The organism is Rossellomorea sp. FM04394 (genome assembly GCF_041889765.1).
Classification (GTDB): Bacteria; Bacillota; Bacilli; order Bacillales; family Bacillaceae_B; genus Rossellomorea; species Rossellomorea aquimaris_B.
The window spans coordinates 4392679-4408627 of the sequence record NZ_CP168654.1; the positions used below are offsets into that span (position 1 = coordinate 4392679).

Annotated in this window: 10 protein-coding genes; 1 reads left to right on the forward strand and 9 read right to left on the reverse strand. The window is 40.8% G+C overall.

Going from position 1 to position 15949, the window contains the following annotated elements:
• Positions 1 to 29 precede the first annotated feature (29 nt).
• The 5 genes from gvpA to ACCB35_RS21985 all read right to left on the reverse strand — a co-directional run bounded on the left by gvpA (position 30) and on the right by ACCB35_RS21985 (position 4733).
• Positions 30 to 290, reverse strand: a complete 261-nt coding sequence (gene gvpA / locus ACCB35_RS21965) for a gas vesicle structural protein GvpA (protein ID WP_044340217.1) — start codon at positions 288 to 290, stop codon at positions 30 to 32.
• Between the two features lie 389 nt (positions 291 to 679).
• On the reverse strand, positions 680 to 1270 hold the full coding sequence (locus tag ACCB35_RS21970) for a hypothetical protein (protein WP_374055302.1): 591 nt from the start codon (positions 1268 to 1270) through the stop codon (positions 680 to 682).
• 9 nt (positions 1271 to 1279) lie between these two features.
• Positions 1280 to 2455 (reverse strand): hypothetical protein, encoded by a 1176-nt coding sequence (locus tag ACCB35_RS21975; RefSeq protein ID WP_374055303.1) that lies wholly within the window; start codon positions 2453 to 2455, stop codon positions 1280 to 1282.
• A 454-nt stretch (positions 2456 to 2909) separates the two neighbouring features.
• The gene (locus ACCB35_RS21980) at positions 2910 to 3611 is read right to left on the reverse strand and encodes a GNAT family N-acetyltransferase (protein ID WP_374055304.1); all 702 of its coding nucleotides are present in this window, start codon (positions 3609 to 3611) and stop codon (positions 2910 to 2912) included.
• Positions 3612 to 3623: 12 nt separating this feature from the next.
• Complete coding sequence (locus ACCB35_RS21985; protein ID WP_374055305.1) at positions 3624 to 4733, reverse strand: mandelate racemase/muconate lactonizing enzyme family protein; 1110 nt, start codon at positions 4731 to 4733, stop codon at positions 3624 to 3626.
• A gap of 93 nt (positions 4734 to 4826) precedes the next feature.
• On the opposite strand from ACCB35_RS21985, the gene ACCB35_RS21990 reads away from it, so the two are divergent.
• A complete protein-coding gene (locus ACCB35_RS21990; protein WP_374055306.1) occupies positions 4827 to 6092 on the forward strand; it encodes a transcriptional regulator in 1266 nt (421 codons plus the stop codon).
• Positions 6093 to 6095: 3 nt separating this feature from the next.
• On the opposite strand, the gene nhaC is transcribed toward ACCB35_RS21990, so the two are convergent.
• From nhaC to essC, 4 genes are all read right to left on the reverse strand, one after another.
• Positions 6096 to 7517 carry a Na+/H+ antiporter NhaC gene (gene nhaC / locus ACCB35_RS21995; protein ID WP_044340223.1) on the reverse strand — a complete coding sequence of 474 codons (1422 nt, stop codon included), beginning with the start codon at positions 7515 to 7517 and terminating at the stop codon, positions 6096 to 6098.
• A 493-nt stretch (positions 7518 to 8010) separates the two neighbouring features.
• Positions 8011 to 8484, reverse strand: a complete 474-nt coding sequence (gene essA, locus ACCB35_RS22000; RefSeq protein WP_374055307.1) for a type VII secretion protein EssA — start codon at positions 8482 to 8484, stop codon at positions 8011 to 8013.
• Positions 8474 to 11470 (reverse strand): type VII secretion protein EsaA, encoded by a 2997-nt coding sequence (gene esaA, locus ACCB35_RS22005; RefSeq protein ID WP_374055308.1) that lies wholly within the window; start codon positions 11468 to 11470, stop codon positions 8474 to 8476. The genes essA and esaA overlap by 11 nt, the downstream gene beginning before the upstream one ends.
• Complete coding sequence (gene essC / locus ACCB35_RS22010) at positions 11467 to 15933, reverse strand: type VII secretion protein EssC (RefSeq protein ID WP_374055309.1); 4467 nt, start codon at positions 15931 to 15933, stop codon at positions 11467 to 11469. Before essC ends, esaA begins: the two co-directional genes overlap by 4 nt.
• Between the last annotated feature and the right edge of the window lie 16 nt (positions 15934 to 15949).

Here is a 15949-nt window from a genome sequence, read left to right on the forward strand (position 1 = left end):
AATAGTAAAACTATATTTTATTTACTTGTTTAAACGCTAAACGCTGCTCCTCTTTCATTCTCCTGCTTGGCTAAGCCTTCTTCTTGAACTTCATCTCTTAAGAGCCCAACTGCCTCTGCATATCGTAACCATGTATCTACACTTGCAATGACGACTCGTGCTTCTATAGTAAGGATTTCAATTCCTACCAAGGAAACTCTGGCAAATGCATCAATGACTATTCCTTTATCCAGGATTCTATCAATTACTTCTGCGAGACTTGAGCTATCGTTACTTTTTTGAATACTCATCGAATCTCTCCTCATTAATTGGTGTAGCCAATGACTGTGTGCAAATTTTATATTCGGTTTAATCGGTGTTTACCTCGTTTTGCACCTACCGTAAACTAGGTCCTGGGAATCATTTGAATTAAACTGCCATTTTTTATATATGTTTCATGATGTTTTTCCCATTCTGTAATATTTCTTTCTTACAGTTATATGGATTGTAAGGTTTTTTGCAGAATAATTAATTCAAATAAGACAAATTGATTACAGTTTCTAAAGGAAAATCCGGGTTGAAATTAGGGGAGAAGTGTGATTTTACATCGTAGGGAGGGGAGGAAATGATTCTCATGAATAACCTACAAAAAAAGAACCAGAAGCATTTATGCCTTTCAGCTTCGCTTCTGGTTCTTTTCTTATTTATTCATTTGGGACAGAAAGTCGCCTAAGAGATCTTCCATCGTTTCTTCTTTAGGTTCTTCAACGGTTTCCTGGGGCTTCATGGCATTGTCCCAGTCAAAGTTGTCCAATTCTTCGTCAGTAGAGTATGAGCGCTCATCTTCTACTTCTTCTGGAGCATCATCCATCACTTGATCAAGGGACCACTCACTTGAAGAATCGTGACTTGCGGCAGATTCTTCCTGAAGATAGAGGGCTTCATCAATATCCAACGAATTACTGCTTAAGGAAGCTAGAAGGGAGGCTGTACGAACCGGGTTTGATAACAGTTGGTACACGATGCTGCCTAACAGCGCTTCTGAATGTTCATGCTTCAGCCAATCACGCTGGGATTTATCCAAACCCTTTGGAAGGGGTATCGTAATAGCTTCCCGCTGCTTGGAAATCGTATCATTTACTCCATTCAATACAAGTTCTGCAATTTTACTGGAGAAATTTCGCTTTTCCGTTTCCTTAAGCTTTTGTAAATGCTTTAATACATGGTCAGGTGTATCAGAAGGGATCCGAAACGTAATCGGCTGTCCCCTCGACATCCCTTTTTGATTCATACCATCACCCTATTTGGTTTTCGCTAATTTTTGATCTTCTTTTTGGGCTTGTTTTTGATTCTTTCTTGAGAAGTCTGCAATAAGCTTATAATAAGCATTCGCCATCATCCAAATGCTTTCTTTCTCATCTTCAAAGAAGTCGATATTGTAACCGTCAAGATTGTTATTGAGCGTTTTAATATATTCTTTAAGGACACTTGATCCTCCGCCAATGAAGTAGCAGATTTCAGTTTGAGAATTCTTTTGCCACATATTGCGCAGGTGACGATATTGCTTCTTGGCAAGTTCAAGCATGATACGGTCAACGATGTCATGTACGCTTGTACGGCTTCCTTTAACCATAATATGATTGCGGTCATTTTTCTTCGTGATGATTTCTACCACATCACGACGACTGTCGAGCTCAATCCCGTGTTTTGAACGGATTTCCTCACGGATCAATTCAAGTGATTCAGATACACCCAGGTTAAACCCTTGAGCTTTATCGTCGTCTACTTTACGATCTTTGATAACCGCGATATCTGTGGATAATCCACCTATATCCTGAATCAGGATGCGCTTATCAATCAAATCTTTGTTGATGATATTTGAATTATTATCCATCACTAGGTTAATGAAAGCAGCGAATCCTTCTGGATAAACCTTCACTTCATCAAATTTAATATTTACTTTGATACCTTGATAGCGTGGAGTGACAAGGAACTCGACCTGGTGAACCGAACCTAATAATCTTGAACGGTATCCAACATCTTTTCCTTCCTTTACTTCACGTAGGGGAAGACCTGTTCCCAGCGTGTAGTTTGCTTCGATTACATTATTATTCTTTTTAAAATCTGATCCATTACGAGCTGCATCCAGAGCGATAGAAGCAAACAGCATGACCAATGTTTGATCTTCTTCTGATTTACTGCTGCCCGGATCCAGTTCAGTAGAGTTATTGCTCTTTGTCGCAAGATTACCGACACGATAAATTGCATTATTGTCTTTAAGGGCAGGGGAGTGGACACGGATATGTATGCCGTCTAGTGGGTCTTGTGTATCCAGCTCCTCGATACCGATGATAGGACGGTCTTCAACATCTCTAGCGATGACGTTCGGAATATTCACCTCGGCGTCCATCTTTCCAAAAATACCTTTAAGAGAATCATTACCAACGTCAATGGCTGCAATTCGTGAATTTGTCATTAAAATCATCCTTTCAATCATGAGTAAGAATTTGTCAAAAAATTTCAACTCTTACTCTCAGAGTATACAATTTCCCGTCTCTGGTCAATCCTACTTTTCTATCGAATATTCCCAACGGCATCAGGGGTAGAATGTATACAATTTGTATCGTTGTATACATATTTTGTACACATTCATGCATACCAACATGTGTACTTGATTGTATACTTGTATACATTTTTGTGTACAATTGTGTACTTATTTGTGTACATGTATACATTTTTGTTTACAACCATATTTTAGTAGAAGGTTTGTAACTATCAACCCACTACTCTAGTAATCTATTAAATTATTTAGGTTGTTTTTTATAATTTGATACTGTCCCCTTTAACACTAGGCAGCATAAAAAAGAGCAGCCTCATAATATGAGACTGCTCCTATGAATGAAAAATTTTTGCATTTGATAAAGTTCATTTCATTGATATTTAACGAACACGACATGGTCGTTCTCTTGAAGCCTCTTCATTCCAATTCCCCGCCAGCCTGTAAGAAGGAGTGATTGCTGCGTGTGAAAATCGTCCATTGGAATAATTAACCGTTTCTGTTCCGTAGATGCAGATGGCTTGTTTACTTCTTTAACAAATATATAGCGCATTTGCTCTCCATATTTCTTTTTCAAAGCCGCTATTTCCATGCCTTGAGCAAATTTATCTTTCAAACTTGGAATATTAAAAGGGGCTACGGTACAGCTAATATAGGTGAAATCATCGGGAAGGTTGTTAAGTTCCTCCATAATGACTGTGCCTAACACTTGCTGCAATCGATTTCCCCGGTAAGAGGGATGGACAACGGAGATTTCCTGGTAGATTACTTGATTTAACTCAGCTTCATTTAATCCTATATCCAATCCCAGATGTTCATCGTCGATTTCCGGTATAAGAAGCGCTCTAAGTGCAATGAGCTCCTGTTCCAGAAAAGCACCAACCATCACGCCATTTCCCTTAAGGATATACTCATATTCATCTCGCGCAAGGGGTTGTAAACGTGTTTTATCCTCTAAATCAGTGACTACCAGATCTTGTAATAAAAGAATGTTTTCTATGTGTAACATAGATAATTTATGAACAGTATACAGCCTGTTCTCCTTGATTAACTTTCCTTCATGAAGTGCGTTCACACGCTGTCCTCCTTATCCTAACGAGTCTTGAAATTGCGTCAGTTCTTTCAATATCGATTTATTTATCTCAATCCCTAATCCGGGCTTTTCTGAAAGACGAATAAAAGGAACATCATAGACAAGGTTTCCCACATCTTTTGAGAATTTCAGTGGTCCCGTGAGCTCCACACTTGTTATGATCCTTTTTGAAAAAGCAACATGAAAGCCTGCAGCAGAGCCAATGGATGATTCTACCATGGAGCCTACCTGGCACTCTACTCCTGCCATTTCTGCCTGGTGGGCAAGCTTTACAGCAGGGTAGATCCCACCGCATTTCATTAATTTGATATTCACTTTATCTGCTGCCTTTTTTTGGATGATTTCTCTCATTTCCCTTGTCCCTTTAAGACCTTCATCTATCATTAAAGGCAAAGAAGTCTTGGACTTCACAGTCACCATCCCGTCAATATCATCAGCAAGAACCGGTTGTTCTATCCAATCCAACTCGATATCATCCAATGAACGGAGAGCTCTTAATGTTTGCGAACTGTTTTTCCATCCCTGATTCACATCAACGCGGATGGCAATATGATTCCCTACCCTTTCACGAACCTTTTGTATGCGCTCGACATCTGCTTTTATTTCCGTGCCCACTTTCATTTTAAAAGAAAGATACCCTTTATCCACCATGACTGCTGCCTCATCTGCCATCACTTCTGGCTCTGCAATACTTAATACATGTGTGAGGGGGAATTCATTATGGTAACGGCCCCCGATCAATTGATAAACAGGCTGAGAAAGCTTCTTCCCTATAATATCAAAGCAGGCGATGTCAATGGCCGCTTTTGCACTTGGAACGCCATAAATGGATTCATTCATGATCTCATGAAGCTTCTCTATATTCATTGGATTCTGTCCTAACACAGCTTTCCCTAACGTGCTCTTTAACACATGGTAGGTACTCTCCCAGGACTCTCCTGTAACGTGCTCATCTGCGACTGCTTCGCCGTACCCAGTGATCCCCTCGTCGGTCTCCATCTCTACGATGATGGAAGGCATATCATGATACGTATGGTAGCTCACCACAAAAGGGACGTGAAGGGGCAGACGAATAGCATACAAGTTTAATCCGGTTATTTTCATAGATATACAACTCCTTTTTTGTTTACACAATCATTTTCCAATGGTTATAATGTCGTTAAATAGTCGTTAATTAAATCGAAAGTAGGAGGAAGCATGGAAAAGATAAAAATAGCCGTTATCGGGTCTCAAGATTTCATCCAGGATTTACACCCCTTAGAACCTCACATGACTGACATCGAAATAGAACCCTACACTTATCAAGATCCATATCAATCCAAAGAACTGATCCAACACTTAAAGCCTTGTGATGCCATATTTTTCTCAGGTGCATTACCTTATTATTATTCAAAAGATATTTGTGACCAATTATCTGTTCCTTCCTTATTCCTGGAACAGAATGAAATGGCCGTCGCCTCTACATTATTGTCTATTACCTATCACAAAAAAATTCCGATTGACCGGATATCGATTGATTTGATGGATGCCATATTCACCCAACATGTCTCGATGGATATAAAAGTTTCCATGCCTGGTGCTCATGTGTTGGAGTATAAAGAACAGCTTCCTTATCAGCTGGATCTAACCTCCATTGTTCAATTCCACTACTCACTTCACCAGTCAGGAAATACGGATATGGCCATAACTAGCATCCATGCCGTATATGACCGCCTGAAAGAACTTGGAGTTCCCGCAGAAAGAATGGTAGACCCCATTAGATCTTTGTTAAACGGCTTTCAGAAGGTGAAATCTTTAGCTCTACTAAACAAAAGAAAAGCTTCTATGATTTCAGCCATCTATCTATCCCATGATCAATCACGTCAGGACTCTAAGAAATGGTTACAATCATTCACCCATAATATTCAAGGTTCGGGGAAAAAAATTGATCACCATACTTACTTATTTTATAGCACTGTTGGTCATATAGAGTCATTAGTCTCTCATCACAATTTCGATGATTTGATTTCCAATTGGGATGGCCGAATGAAAATTGGATTCGGCTATGGGACAACGGCAATAGAAGCAGAGCAAAACGCTGGAATTGCCCTGCGCTTTGCTCTAAATGATCCTTTAGGGAAGTGTGGATATATTTTAACAGATGATAAAAACCTTCTTGGTCCTTATCCGAAAGAAACTAAGTTACAGCGACTTAAAAATAATGACCCGAAACTCTTTGATATTGCCAAGGAAATTAAAATAAGCCCGGGAAATCTGTCTAAATTGATGGAATTCAGCAGAAAGCGTTCATCCTCACAGTTTACTGCTGCCGAGTTGACTGAATATCTTCAAATTACCCGCCGCTCAACTGAGCGTATAATCAAAAAACTGGTAGATCACGGTTCGATCAAGGTAGTAGGAGAAGAGATGACCTATCAACAAGGTCGTCCCCGTTCCATTTACAAACTCCATCTCCCCTATTAGAACTTAAGAATTTAAGGTCACTTCATCTTCATCTTTGGAGTTCATTAATTCGGAATTCGTTAGTTTTGTAATGGTAAAACCGGTTAACGCGTATGCAATCGATAGTAAAGGCACTACAAAGTTCAACACGGCATAAGGAGCATATTCAAAGGCATGAACGCCTAACGTACCAAATATAAACACTCCACAGGTATTCCAGGGTATAAAGACAGAGGTTAAGGTTCCCCCATCTTCAAGTGCCCTGGATAAATTCTTGGAATGTAAACCTTTTTCCTCATATGCTTTAGCGTACATTCGAGATGGCACAACAATGGAAATATACTGTTCTGAACAGGTGGCATTTGTTGCAAAACAAGAGACAACGGTGGATGCCACCAGTCCTTTCGCTGATTTGGCAACCTTTAAAATCTGGTTCACAATGGATTGCAGCATACCTGTATGCTCCAATATCCCTCCAAAGGTCATCGCTACAATGGTCATGGAAACCGTATACATCATTGAATCCAGTCCACCACGATTAAAAAGATCATCCACCATTGCATTTCCTGAATCAATGACGAAACCACTTTGTAAGGCAGCAAATGCATCAGAAAATGATCCACTTTGGATAAACACCTGGGATAATAATCCAAGCAGGATCCCCACTACTAAAGCTGGAATGGCAGGTACCTTTTTAGCCACTAAAATGATGACGATCAATGGGATCAATAACAAAAATGGTGAAATCACAAAGCTATCTTGAAGCACATTGATTGTTTGTTCAATGTCGTTGGTATTAATCTTATTTGAACCGAAATTTCTTCCAAGGACGGCATAAACGATTAGAGCAATGAGTAATCCCGGCACCGTTGTATAAAGCATATGACGAATATGTACAAATAAATTTGTATTCGTTAATCCAGAAGCAAGGTTGGTGGTATCAGAAAGCGGTGACATCTTGTCCCCAAAGTAGGCGCCGGAAATGATCGCCCCGGCAATCATGGGTGCTGGAATCCCCATACTTATACCGATTCCCATACCTGCAACTCCAATCGTCCCCATCGTTGACCATGAGCTGCCAATTGCCAATGCGACAACAGCGCATATAATCGTAATGGAAACTAAGAAAAGGGATGGTGTAATGATTTTCAAACCATAATAAATCATCGTAGCCACGATTCCTCCACCGATCCAGGCACCAATCGTCAGTCCGACGAGCATGATGATGACTACAGCCGGCAGGGCAAGACGTATTCCTTTATACATAGAATCCTCAATTTCATTCCACGTATAACCTGCTTTCCAGGCTACAATGGCTGCTACCGTCGTTCCAATGATCAGTGGAATATGCGGACCCTGCTCAAGAACGACAATCGTGACGAACATGACCACGATCATGACACTGAGCGGGATGACGGCCATCCAAAACGGCATTTCTTTTTTCATGTTTGTTCCCCCTATACCCCTTTTATTTTTTGACAGTTCTAAATAGTCGTTAAATAGACGCTATTAAAATAATGATATACGGAGAAACAAAGTGAGTCAATTTAATTTTTGTTACCGCTTACACACCCGGTATTCTTCTAGTCGTTTTAAAGATTACAATCCATTTTCCTTGAGGAGTAAACAAAAAAGGAAACCCCGACACACCATTATGCCGAGGTTTCCTTGCAATATTATTGTATAGTATGGTCACCTTAGGCATGAGTTTACTAGTGTTAGAGTATTTATGTAGAAACTTTCCGCCAGATTGCTTTATTTGGGGTTCTTCACCTGCCCGCCCCCTTTACCCTTAGCACTGCCTATTTTGACGTAACATATAGCTTCTGAGCGTCCTCGAAGTGATATATGTAACAATTACTTTATTCTACTTCCCATGAAGGTTAACATATAGTAGAAGAGGGGCCCGATTAAGCGGGCCCCTCTTCTCGTTCTTTACTCAAACTTTACCTTGAGCTGTTCTATTCCAAATAACAATAACAACGATGAGAAGTAATACACAAATACCTACAAATACAGCAATCAATAAAGATAGGGAGGAAGAAGAAGTACTTTCTTCTTCGAGATTCCTTAACTTTTCCGATCCTGATTGACTAAAAAGTTTCAGGTTTTCGGCTTTAGCTTTTATCGTATTTGTATCTTTTTCTTCACTTTGAAATATCTTTTCTTTCAAATCGTTTAATCCGTTACTTGATTCACCTTCAAACGTCAGGCTCTTTTGTTCTTCAGGAATTTCTATCTTTTGATCAGTTGATGACTGATCATGGATGAGGTCACTATTCTTTTTGAATTTATTTTCCTGATAGTCGTTAGGGATTAAGTCATTTATGTCGGTATTGGCAAGTATGGGATGGGAAAACATCATGATCATGCCGGCAACCAGAGCCAGTTGAACAAGTACTTTAACCCTCATACGCTTCCGTTCCCTCATCTTCGGTCGAATTAGAGCGTTTATCCAATAAAACCTGAGCAACAGTTAATGCAATAACAACTAAGCCTAATACAATGACCGCTTGATTGAATAAACTGTCTGACCCATATTGAATCGACATATACACGGTGGACATTGGATCCTTGAAATTAAAATTAGGCGTTGTTAATGCCAGTAACGGTGTCACAAACAGGGCGATGATTCCCACCGAAACAAACCATCCTAACAAACGATGTGTAACAAATGCGACCCGGATGAGTCCTGAACCCGCCAGTAAAAGGAGAATGGTGAAGATCGTCCACTCAACTGAACGCGATTCCACCAATGGATAGATATCCAATCCATACAGACTGATGACAAATCCAACAATCAGGTTCAGCAGGAGGAAAATCACTCCTTGAATCCAGAGAGGAGCATTTTGGAAGTAATAACTCGTATATCCGATAAGCAAACTGGATAACAAGATAATAAACAATATAACCACCGGTGGAAGAACACTTGCTTTCTTTTCTTCCGGAACATCTCCTTTTACATTAAGGGGGTTCGTCAAGAAATCATAGACATATCCATTGGATTGTCCGTCAACGAACGCATTCCCCAGAACGCTAAATACATCATCACGAATTAACTGAGTGGAAGCTACATTCGTTGCCCACTTATTATTCAGTGTATCTGCATCACTTTGAACATTCGATACATTCGATTGAAGCTCGTTGGTATAGGATACGATTGTATTTTGGCTTTCACTCACAGTATCCAGGAAGGAATGGATCGACTTGATTTCACTTCCAATTTGCTTCTGGTTCCCTACCAAATCAGGGCCAGCGGCACCTGATGCAGGTGTTGGAGCTGTTTGCTCCGGCTGTTGTATCCGAGTCAATACATTTGTTGCTTCTTGATTAATCGCATTCAGGCTCTCTGTAAGCTGTGATTGCTGGTCATCAAGGGTTTGATTGTATTCTGCCGCAAAGACGGTAAATGAGTCCTGGAGCGTATTGAGAGCATCCTCTGTATTCGGCAACCCTGCATTTAATTGTTCCCACTCCGCTTGTTCCGGCTGACTGACTTTCAGAATTTCATTTACCTCATTCTTGAGCTCTTCATCTTGAAGAACGGCCGCTTTCACTCCATTCTCCGTCAACATACCGTTAAGGGTCGCTTCATATCGATCCAGGTAAGAGTAATATTGCAGAAGATCCATAAGCTTGTAGTTATTAATCCCGCGGTAAAAATAGCCGGATAAGGTGTTTCTTCTATTTTCGGATAAAGCAGCCGAGTTCAGGATGGAACTTTCTTTGCCCTCGATTTCGGCAACGATATTCGAAACATTATCTGAGAACATCTCTAATTGGTTGATCAGAGCTTCATTCGTCTCAGTCAATGTCTTAACCTGTTCTTTCAGCTCTTGATTTTCAGTGGTAAGAGTTTCAATCTGCTTGGTCAATTCATCGATTTTATCGATTAAAGTCTGATTATCTTCGAGAAGCCTTGATACTTCTCTCAATAGCCTATCCACCTCAGCCTGAAGAGGGTTTTCCGAGCTATTATTTTTCCCTTGGAGCTGGGTTCGAACCTGTAGGATGCGATCATTGATCGTCGAAATATTTGTTACAGCTTCTGTTATAGCTTCAGGTGTTGGTTCTGTTAAATTAGTCAGTGTTTCTTTCAACGCATCGATTTCTGTTGAAATGGCCGTCAGTTCATTTATTTCCGGATCCAAATTCGGTGGTGCCGGAGGAGGATCGCTAGGTTTCCCCGGTTCGGGCTCACCTTCCTGGGAGGAAATGACGACTTGTTGAGGGACAGGATCCTCTCCTTCTTTTGGCTTCCCGGGAACCTCAGGAGGAGCAGGAGGATTGAAGATCTCCCCGTCTCCTTCAGCCAGCTTATTATTAAGTTCGAAAATACTTCCTTGCAGGTTATTTAACGTTGTAGTGTCCTGTAATTGCTGATAGAAATTCAACACTCTCTCCTGGAAGGAATAGAAGTCTTCTACTTGTCTCCCGACTTCTTCGAACCTGCGCTGCTGCAGGTCAGTAAATACCTCTTGATTTGTATCCATATTGCTATTCAACTGAGTCAAACCTGCCGTTAAGGCTTCACTTTGTTCCGAGAATAGTGATTTGGATTTTAAGTAGCGCGGCTGCTGGTTTTCAGTTGATTCATTGATCATCTGTACGGATTCAGCTTGAACATCGGCAAGTAATTGCTTTTGATTATCCTGATATTCTCTATACTGATTGACATATTCAACAAAACTGGAAAGGCTTTGTTCAAAGGATTCCAACGAGTTTTGCTGCTGCGGTGTCTGGCTATCCGCCTGCTGAATCGAGTTTTGCAGATTTGTTAGCATTGACGTCTGTTGCTGAATTTGGCCGGCCAGATCCTTTGAGCTGGGTTTGTAGAAAGATAACATCGTTTCCTGGAAAGCCTGCTCTTTTTGTAAAATTTCATCGAATTCAGCACGGATATTTTCCATGTCTGCTGATACGTAATTCCAATAAAGAGAGGACATCTTATGATTGACCCTTTTTGTGGCCTTTTCAATTTCCAGAAGGACCTTTTCCTTGTTTACTGCATTCAATTGAGCCTGGACTTTGTAATTCAAATTTGTCTTTTCAGGTCTTTCTTCATCATACGTCATGACTTTATCAGAGAAGTCGGAAGGAATATATACAACGGCATCATATTTAGAGCTCTGAAGACCATTCTCTCCTGCACTTCTGCCTACGACCGTCCACTCAAAAGTCGATTGATCTTCAAGAATCGACGTCACGTCTCCCCCAAATGCCAAAGGCTCTCCATCCACTTCTGTTCCCGCGTCTTCATTTACAATGGCAATGGCCTGAGTAGCATTTTCTTTCACTTTCAGTGGATTTTCACCGACTGAACGGAAGAATAGAAGAGGAGTGGCAAGAATCATCATGACCGCTAATAAAAGTTTAAATAGGCTTACTTTCTCTGTCATGCGTGTACTTTCCTTTCCGTTACCATAAGTGGTATTTGAATTTTTGTTTCTTTACCGTTTTCCACGTAATAGCCAAACCCTGGTTGGATTTCGGCTTCTCTTCGATCGTAGCTAAGCGTGAACAAGGTTTGTTCGGATTTCTTCATTAACACAAGAGCCTGTCGAATCTGTTTCATCTCAACTGTTAAAGCATCATAGCCCTTAGTTAATTCGCTGTTGTTCCCTGAAACAATCACGCAGAAGCCTAAATGGCTATAATTTTTCATACATTTAACGATTCTGTCTTGAAGCAATGCATCCAGATTCTGCAGGAACCTGGCATATCCATCAACAATGAGGAAGACAGGCGAGAAGGATGGAAGTGCACTTCCCTTTTGTATGGACAGGTTATATTGCTCTTCTCTTAAATTAAATAATTCTTCTACCCGGTTTAGCCACATTGAGATATGTTCTTTGTTTTCCATATAGACCACTTTTTCTTCTTTCATCAAATGGGATAATCCCCTGTCGATGGAATCGAATATCGCTATATGTTCACTATCCTGCAATAACGCTGTATTGGTTAAGACCTTCAGGACGTTCGTTTTTCCTTTTTGAGCCTGCCCCAAAACCATGCAATGCTTCGTCTTCTTGAAGTTTACATACACGGGCTTAACTAATTCTTCGTCTAAGCCCACCGGCAGTAGTCCTTCTTTTCTGCCTGAATCTGTATACTGGGTGAAATTGACCATCGTCAACTCTGTCGGAAGCATAGGCACTGGATCCGGTGACCTTGATCCCTTATACTTTTCTTTCAATAACAGAATTTCTTCTTTTAGAAGGCTCAACTGCTCATAATCGTCCTTCCCTTCGGTTGGAAGGAATACTTGAGAAAAGAAAGCTGTATCCTTCTTAACAATCGCCCTGCCAGGAATGGCTTCCGGGGTAAAAGGCAATCGCCCAAGCATCGTGTATGCCTCTGAGCTATCCATCAAATAGTGGACGATTTTTGTTTTAAGGTTATTCATTAAAGATTGTCGGACAGAATTGACGCGGGTGGCTGTAAAATACATGTACACTCCCAATGACTGTCCGTCCCTTGCAAACTGATTAATTTCCATTTCAAGTTCTTGCATCTCTTCTTTAACCAGATCAAAATTGTCGATGGTTACAAAAAGAAGCGGAAGTTTATCTTCACTGATCGTGTTATACATCTTTATTGAACTTACTTCTTTCTTTTGGAAAAGCTGTTTTCTGCGAGCTAATTCATCATCCAAAATACCAATGAATTTCTCAATCTTTCTTTCTTCATCGATGAGGAAATAGTCAGCAGTGTGCGGCAGCTGCTTTAAAGGCAGTAAGCCACCGTTTCCAAAGTCGAGAAGATAATAATGAACTTCCTCAGGTGTATACTGAGTGGCCATCCCCATCAATAAGGTAATAAGCGTTTGGGTCTTCCCATATCCCGAAGAACCAAAGACGCCTACATTCCCGTCCTCAATGACCTCGTAATGGTAAGGGGTCTGGCTCTGTTTCTCAGGTTCATCAATCATGGAAAGTAAGATCTTATTCTCCTCTCTCTGGGCAAAGGATGTACGGTACATACGATTAGGCAGAGGAGGAAGCCATGGACTGGAAAGCTTCTTCACATTCATTTGTTCCTGTAACGCTTCAATTCGATCGACAACAGCGTCAATTTCACTGATCAATTCCTTCTGATTGCTTGGATTAGTCGATACTTCCGATAAAGGAATCAATCCTAAATCCGTGACAATCGCCACTTCATCCTCGGATTCAAAGGTTTCCTCCTGATATGGAGCTCCACTCCAGGCTGATTGAAACAGGTCATATACCTCATTATTCCCCACCTGTAAATATCCTCTTCCCGTGACAGTCAACGAGGCTGCATCACCATTCTTAAGGATTTCACGACTGTCCTCCGTGTTCTGTACTTTCAGGGCGACACGGAAACGGGCATTACTCCATATCTGATTATCAATGACTCCTCCAGGCTTCTGAGTTGCCAGGATAAGGTGAACCCCCAGGCTTCGGCCAATACGGGCCGCACTTACAAGCTCTTTAATGAATTCGGGCTCTTCACTCTTAAGTTCAGCAAACTCATCTGATATCAGGAATAAATGAGGAAGAGGCTCTTCCGTTTTGCCTTGCTTGTAAAGGCGTGTGTAATCGTTAATATGATTCACTTCGTAACGATCGAATAAGCGCTGTCTACGCTTCAACTCACTCTTGATGGAAGCAAGGGCTCTCGTACTGAAGTTCTTACTTCCTTCAATATTCGTTATCGTCCCTAATAAATGTGGGATATTCTTAAATGGCTGAGCCATCCCTCCACCCTTGTAGTCGATTAATAGGAAGGCTACTTCGTGAGGATGGAAATGAACCGCCAATGAAAGAATATATGTTTGTAAAAATTCACTCTTCCCCGAACCGGTTGTTCCGGCAAGCAGTCCATGAGGTCCATGAGCCTTTTCATGTAAATTCAGCTCGACGATGTCTTCCTTTCCTTTCAAACCAACGGGAACAGCTAACGATTTAGCTGATTCCCTGGATAGCCAGTTCTCTTGAATGGGAAGCTGATCAACATCCCTTACTCGAAGCATGTCCAGAAAGGAAACACTTGAAGGGATGGAGTTTGTCATACCGATTTGATGATTAAGCGTCTTCAAGGTCCTTGCATACTGCTCATTGCCTTCATGGTAGTATTCATCGATTTCGAATGGAATCTTAACCGCTTTTTTATTCTGAATCAGAATGTCCCCTTGCTTGTCATTGATATAACGAACGAGGGTATGAATATTATCAGACAAACTCTCTTTCGCTTCTGCCGCGAAAATAACGGACATTCCCAAGTGAGAATACTCACCTTCAAGGTATTGCAGGATCACATGGTCGGAAATTAACTGATGGTTTGTAATGATAAAAACGTAATGTGGTGAAAAACGAACTTTATCTGAATCCTCTTCAATATCTCTTTCCCGAAGGACCTCGTATATGGAAGAAAGGATTTGATCCCTGGTTTTCTCGTTATAAATGAACCCTTTCGCAAATGACTGAGGTAATTGAAAGTGTGGCAGCCACTTCATCCACTCCCAATCTTCATACTCTTCCTCATGAAAAATATAGACAAATCGCACATCATGGTAACTATGAAAGAAAGCCAATTGCCCTATTAGCTGGTGAATTTCATTTTTATAGACGGATTCCTTACCGATCAGACCAATTGCCCCTTTATGAAGGTCAGCTGTTACAGGTAATTGATCAATTTCACGATAAACCATTTCTAACTTCTGGGACTCCTCTAATAACTCATCCATTTCCCGGTTTGACATATCAGAAGAATTCACTGAAATACTATAGCTCGCAGGTACTTTCCCACTTCCTAATCTAAACTGAAGGAAGTCCGGACTTTCAAGAGTCCTTTCCCAAAGACGATCGGATAGCTGCTCTGTAAGATACTTCATTCTTTCATAAGAAGGAAAGTGGAATTGCAGAACGTCTGCCTGTTTCTCGGCAAGCTCCTGGAGTTCTTTTCTCTTACTCTCTAAATAATGAGTGTAGATACGTTTCCTTCGTTCCTTGGATTTCTTTCTATTGCTCTTATCTTTAAAGAATTGAACGGTGGATGTTACTAAAGTAGTGGTAAACATCACCATGGAGATAATGATGAAAATTCCACGTGGAATCACGAGTGCTACTATGGCCATGACGATTAACATCATCAATGGTGGAAGAATGATCAACCACAGACTGCGGTTTGTATCGCTCGATTCCTGACTGGGAAAAGACAATTGAACCTTTTCATCAGGAAGATCATAAATCATTCGTGGCGTTCTACGATAATTCGGGTATTTCTTCTGCATTTCTGAGGTAGGCCGTGTAGATTCCATTAATGCAGTTTGATAGTCATCGATACTATGTATCTCGATTAAATCATCTTCTAATAGGGTAATAGTTAAAAAGGGAGAAAATACAATGTCTCCAACCTTAAGCTTTTGTTTCCCTTTGACCAGGTGTCCATTCAGATAAAGAAGAGAGGAGTCATCCCCATCCATCACCCAGTCATCATCGCCATTTTTATACCAATGGCAAGTTTGGATGGTATCCTTCCCCTTATAATGAATAGTTGCATCTGATTGTTCAGTCGATATACAGATTTCTTCTTTATGACCGACATAATAGATGGTAGACTTTGTCGGAAATGGCGTGATCACCATGTGTATTTCCTTATCACCGGCAAGCAGTGATACTTTGCGGCCAGGTTCAAGAATCCTTGCCTCTTTCCCGTCCTGATGAAGTCTGAAAGCATCGGCGGAATGCTCTACCAGAATGGACATAGCAGACGGAGGCAACGACAAAATCGTGATTGTATCTTCCAGTCGTGGACCTACAGTGATTTTTTTATTTTCATCCTCAATCATCATCGACTGATAGTAGTGATCGTGAAAAATCCATAGGGCATACATATGCTCACCCCCCAGT